General features: G+C 72.5%; 3 protein-coding genes. 1 reads left to right on the top strand and 2 read right to left on the bottom strand.

Going from position 1 to position 5,509, the window contains the following annotated elements; translation table 11 throughout:
* Positions 1 to 244 precede the first annotated feature (244 nt).
* Together E1258_RS29305 and E1258_RS29300 are read right to left on the bottom strand one after the other, a co-directional pair.
* On the bottom strand, positions 245 to 1,711 hold the full coding sequence (locus tag E1258_RS29305) for an NADH-quinone oxidoreductase subunit NuoF family protein (RefSeq protein ID WP_132406820.1): 1,467 nt from the start codon (positions 1,709 to 1,711) through the stop codon (positions 245 to 247).
* Complete coding sequence (locus E1258_RS29300) at positions 1,708 to 3,552, bottom strand: hypothetical protein (RefSeq protein WP_132406818.1); 1,845 nt, start codon at positions 3,550 to 3,552, stop codon at positions 1,708 to 1,710. The genes E1258_RS29305 and E1258_RS29300 overlap by 4 nt, the downstream gene beginning before the upstream one ends.
* 293 nt (positions 3,553 to 3,845) lie before the next feature.
* On the opposite strand from E1258_RS29300, the gene E1258_RS29295 reads away from it, so the two are divergent.
* On the top strand, positions 3,846 to 5,294 hold the full coding sequence (locus E1258_RS29295) for an alpha-amylase family protein (RefSeq protein ID WP_132406815.1): 1,449 nt from the start codon (positions 3,846 to 3,848) through the stop codon (positions 5,292 to 5,294).
* Positions 5,295 to 5,509 lie beyond the last annotated feature (215 nt).

The following is a 5,509-nucleotide window of genomic DNA, read 5'->3' as shown; positions in this document are numbered from 1 at the left end:
GGATACGGCGGCGGCCGGGTCGACCGGCGCAGGGGTGTCCACGGCGCAGGACGCCGTACCCAGCAGGACGGCGACCAGGCCGACGGCTGTGCCGGCACGTCGTCGGCGGGGCGACCGTCCACCCGGGCGGGTCCGGCGGCGTGACGGGCGGCGGAACAATCGCATCCGCGTCTCCCTTCGGTAGCGGGCCGCGCGGGGGCGGGGCGCCACGGCGCTCCGGTGTCCGACGGGCCCGGTGGGCGTGCTACTCGGCCTTGACCAGCCGCAGCGCGAGCTCGGGGCACACCTTGACCGCCTTCATCGCGCCCTCCCGCAGCCAGGTCGGCACGGGAGTGGCGGGGAAGGCAGGGTAGCCGTTGCCGTCCAGCCGGATGAAGTCGGGCACGACGTGGGCGCAGAGCCCGTGGCCGTCGCAGCGGGACCAGTCCAGGGTCAGCCTCTTCGGATCGGGGTCGGGGGCACCGGGCAGGCCCATGACGCCCTTGGTCCGCTTGCCGCACCCCTCGCCCGTGGTGTGCAGCTTCAGGTCCTCGGCGAAGACCTCCATGGCGGACAGGGCGAACCGGGCGGTGCCGTCGGGGTGGCTGCACGCACCGCGTCCCTTCACGTCCCCGGCGGCGGCGCGGACGATCTCGATCGGGGCGCTGCCGGAGACGGCCAGGTCGACCGCGCGGGCCAGGTCGGGCAGGCCCATCTTGCAGGGGCCGCACTGCCCAGCCGACTCGCCGGCCAGGTAGCGGACCACCTGGGCGGCCTCGCCGAGGGGGCAGGTGTCCCGGCCCAGCGGCACGATGATGCCCGCGCCGAGGGTGCCGCCGACGGCGGTGAGGCCCTTGCGGGACACCTCGGCCCGCTGCGCGGCCTCGGCGGTGATCCACTTGCCGTGGTACCCGCCCATCAGGATGCCCGGCCCGTCGGGCACCTCGCACAGTTCGAGGATGTCGCGCAACGGGGTGCCGGCGGCGCACTCCACGACGGCCGGCCGCTTGGCCGCGCCGGTCACCGTGAGCAGCAGGGTGCCGGGTTCGTCGTCGGTGCCCAGGGCCGCGTACTCGTACGGGCCGAGCCGGGCGGCGACGGCGAGTTGGGCGTACGTCTCGGCGTTGGACAGCAGGGTGGGCAGGCCGCTCACGCCGGAGTCGCTGGAACGCTTCTTGGTGCCCGGCGGGATGTGCGGCAGCCCGTTGATGCCGTTGACGAGCGCCCCGCCCTCGCCGGATATGAACCGGTCCGGGACGGTGACGATGCTGGTGGGCACCGGCATCCGGCGTTCCTGGAGCGCCTCGGTCAGCGACGGCCGGCCCACGTCGTCGTCGGCGACCCCGATGACGATCTCGTCGGCGTCCAGCGCGTACGCGACCAGGGCCGCGCCGTCGAGGATCAGGTGCGGGGCCCGGGCGAGCAGCACCTTGTCCTTCCAGCTCGCCGGCTCGCCCTCGGTGGCGTTGACCACGACGATGGCGGAGGCGTCCTGCCGCTCGCAGGACTCCAGCACGGCGCGCAGCTTGCGGGCGAACGGGAAGCCCGCCCCGCCCTTGCCCTTGAGCTGGATGGCCTCGGCGAGCCGGAGCAGGTTGGCCGGCTCCATCGGCCCGATCGGCCCGTGCACCTCCTCGTGGGCCATCAGGTCGAGGCGGCCGAACTCGGCGAAGCCGGCGGTGAGCCGGGGCTCGCCGACGCACGCCACGGGGGGCACCGTCTTACGCATCACTTCGCCTCGCCCCGCAGCCCGGCCCAGTACGCGCCGTCGACCGCGTCGGCGTTGACCCGGTCCCGGTCCCGCTTGCGCCGGCCGGGTCGGCTGTCCCCGGCGGCCCGCAGCGCCCGCCGGGAGGCCAGGTCGACCAGGGTGGGGGTGTTGTCCATGGGCAGGTCCTCGGCGACGTACCGGGCCGGGGGCCGCCAGTAGTCGGGCTCCTCCGGGACATCGTCGTCGATGCTGTGCCGACCGGAGCCGCTGCGCGGGGTCGCGGAGATCGGTTCGGCGGAGACGGGCGTCGAGGTTTCCCAGCGGCGGGGGCTGTCCCACGGCTCCTCGGGCTCGTCGGTGCTGCGGGGCGGCGAGGAGTACCGGGCGACGAGGTCGTCGTCGTCGCGCCGGGAGCGCCGGCCGGGGGACACGGGGGCGACGTCCTCGTCGTACCGGGAGCGCCGGCCGGGGGACACGGGTGCCACGTCCTCCTCGCGGCGGGACCGACGAGGGCTGGAGACGGGGGCGACGTCCTCGTCGCGCCGGGAGCGCCGGCTGCCCGACACCGGGGCCACGTCCTCGTCGTACCGGGAGCGCCGGCCGGGGGACACGGGTGCCACGTCCTCCTCGCGGCGGGACCGACGAGGGCTGGAGACGGGGGCGACGTCCTCGTCGTACCGGGAGCGCCGGCTGCCCGACACCGGGGCCACGTCCTCCTCGGAGCGCGGGCGCCGGGGGCTGGAGACCGGGGCGTCCGCGTCGCGCCGACGCCTGCTCGACCGCTCCGCGGCGGAATCTGCGGCGCGTCGGGTCGGCTCCAGCTCACTTTCGCGGCGCCGGGGCGGGGTCTCCAGTTCCTCGTCGCCGCGCCGGCGGGTGGCCCGTACCGTCTCGCGCAGGGTGCCCGGCTCGGGCACCACCGGCACGGTGAACCGCTCGGGGTCGCGCCGCCGGGCGGTGCCGGTCGGCATCGACCAGGAACCGGTGGTGGCGGCGGTCTCCGCCCAGCCGCCGGTGCCGCGGGCCCGCCCGGGTCGGCTCTCCCGCCTCTCCTCGGCGTCGTCGCGCTTGCGGCTGATGCGGCCGAGCAGCATGGTGGTCGTCTTGCCGTCCTCGGCGGGCCTGCCGGCCATCGCCTTGTTCAGGGCGGCGGCCTGGTGCTGCTCGCGACTGCGCTTGCCGAGGTGCACGGAGAGCCGGGCCATCAGCGCCATCACCACCAGCAGCACGCAGACGAGGTAGCTCAGGGTCACCCAGGACTGCGCCGGCCGGCCCGCGTTCAGGCCGTGGAACAGCGCGAACGGCCAGGCCAGGTACGCCATCGAGTGCAGTGCCCGCCAGAACCACTTGGGGCCGACGCCGACGAACCGGGCCCTGATGATGCCGGTCCACAGCACGGTCAACATGAGGAACGACGCCACCGTGCCGAGCCCGACGTAGAGCCCCCGTCCCCCGATGAACGGTACGAGGGCGTCGGTCGGCCCGGCCCGGCCAATGGCGATCTTCGTGATGACGTGGAACACCAGGCCGGCGACGCCGAGGACGCCGGTGGCCCGGTGCGCCGACTGGAGCAGCACCCGGTGCCGGATGAGCAGCACGAGCCGGTCGGTGGCCAGCAGGCCCATCATCACGGTGAGGCTGAGCGACACCAGGGCGACGACCCCGGCGAAGAACTCAGTGAAGAAGAAGCCGTACGCGTACATAATCGTGCCGGCGCCGGCCAACTCGGCACCGGCCCAGACGACCGCCAGCGCCGACCCGGCCATCAGCGCGATGGACGTCTTGGACCTGGTCCGCACCCCGCGGCTGCTGCTCGTGGTACGGACGGTCGCGGCCTTCTGGTTCTGCTGTGCCCGAGCCATCTGCTCCTCGATCGTGTAGCGGCGGCGCCCCCACCGGCCGACCCTGCTCCCCCATCGAGTACGGAACACCGGGTTCAACGGATCAGCCTGATGGTGAACTTTCCCGAGCTTTTTCCGTGGCACCTTCGAACCGTCCCGCCCTGTGCTGCGTGTAGGCGTCCCGCGCAACGACGCCCGTCCATCCGTTGACACCCACTGCAACACGCTTGTAATCTTTCCGGAAATTTCAACTCGGGCTGCAAGATGCCGGCAAGCCGCAGTTCACCCCGCCCCCGACCCCGTCAGGAGTCCCGATGCATCGACGTCGATGCCGCTCGGCGATCTTCGCCCTGGGCGTGATCGCCGGCCTGCTCGCACCGACCGCCGTGGCGGCACCCCCGGCCGCCGCGGCACCGCCCGGCACGAAGAGGGTCATCGCCAACCTGTTCGAGTGGAACTGGCCCTCGGTGGCCAGCGAGTGCACCAACGTCCTCGGCCCGAAGGGCTACGGCTACGTGCAGGTCTCCCCGCCCCAGGAGCACGTCCGGGGCAACCAGTGGTGGCTGGCGTACCAGCCGGTCAGCTACCGCGTCGAGTCCCGCAAGGGCACCCGGGCGCAGTTCCAGTCCATGGTGAACACCTGCCACGCCGCCGGCGTGAAGGTCATCGTCGACGCCGTCATCAACCACATGTCCGGCCAGGACGCCGGCGGCACCGGCTGGGCCGGCTCCCCGTACGGCCACTACGACTACCCGGGGATCTACCAGACGCAGGACTTCCACCACTGCGGGCGCAACGGCGGCGACGACATCGTTAACTACAACGACCGGTACGAGGTGCAGAACTGCGAGCTGGTCAACCTGTCCGACCTCGCCACCGAGTCCGACTACGTCCGGTCGAAGATCGCCGGGTACCTCAACGACCTGCTCTCCCTCGGCGTCGACGGGTTCCGGCTCGACGCCAGCAAGCACATGCCGGCCGCCGACATCGCCGCCATCAGGGGCAAGCTGTCCCGCTCGGCGTACCTCGTGCAGGAGGTCATCTACGGCGCGGGCGAGCCGATCCAGCCGATCGAGTACACCGGCAACGGCGACGTGCACGAGTTCCGGTACGGCAAGGACCTGGCCCGGGTGTTCCGCAGCGAGAGGCTCGCGTACCTGAAGAACTTCGGCGAGGGGTGGGGCCACCTGCCCAGCGGCCCGGCGGCGGTCTTCGTGGACAACCACGACACCCAGCGCGACGTCGGCGGGGTGCTCACCTACCGCGACCGCGGCATCTACGCCCTGGCCAATGCCTTCATGCTGGCCTGGCCGTACGGCTCGCCCACGGTCATGTCCAGCTACACCTTCAGCGACCGGGACGCCGGCCCGCCCTCCGACGCCAACAACAAGACCCTGAACACCACCTGCTACTCCGGCTGGGAGTGCGAGCACCGCTGGCGGGTGATCGCCAACATGGTCGGCTTCCACAACGCCACCCAGGGCGCGGGCGTCGCCAACTGGTACGACAACGGCAACAACCACATCGCGTTCAGCCGCGCCGGCAAGGGCTACCTCACGGTCAACGACGAGGACGGGGCCATCACCGGCCGCTCGTACTACGCCGGGCTCCCCGCCGGCCGGTACTGCGACGTGATCCACGGCGACTTCACGGGCGGGACGTGCAGCGGCCCGGTGATCACCGTGGACGCGAACGGCTGGTTTCCCGCGAACGTCCCGGCCCACGACGCGATCGCCATCCACACCGCCGCCAAGCTGAGCTGAGCACGCCCCGGGCGCAAGGAAGGGCCCCTTCTTAACGCTTTCTGTATAGGAGGGGGCCCCTGCAATCACCCCCACCACCCATCACCCGCCATTTACAGTGCATTTGTGCTGTTTGCCCGACTTACCTCACGATGGGCGCTCGGCTGGCTGGCCGCCGCGCTCGGCGTACCCCTGCTGCTCGCGACCGCACTGACCACGGCCGGGGCGCTCACGCC

Origin of the sequence: Micromonospora sp. KC207, assembly GCF_004348615.1 — a bacterium.
GTDB lineage: Bacteria > Actinomycetota > Actinomycetes > Mycobacteriales > Micromonosporaceae > Micromonospora.
This window is presented reverse-complemented; position numbering and strand designations above follow the sequence as displayed.

Bases quoted from the DNA above. Each gene is read 5' to 3' on its own strand.
- E1258_RS29300 (WP_132406818.1), bottom strand. From the start codon at position 3,552: ATGGCTCGGGCACAGCAGAACCAGAAGGCCGCGACCGTCCGTACCACG.
- E1258_RS29295 (WP_132406815.1), top strand. From the start codon at position 3,846: ATGCATCGACGTCGATGCCGCTCGGCGATCTTCGCCCTGGGCGTGATC.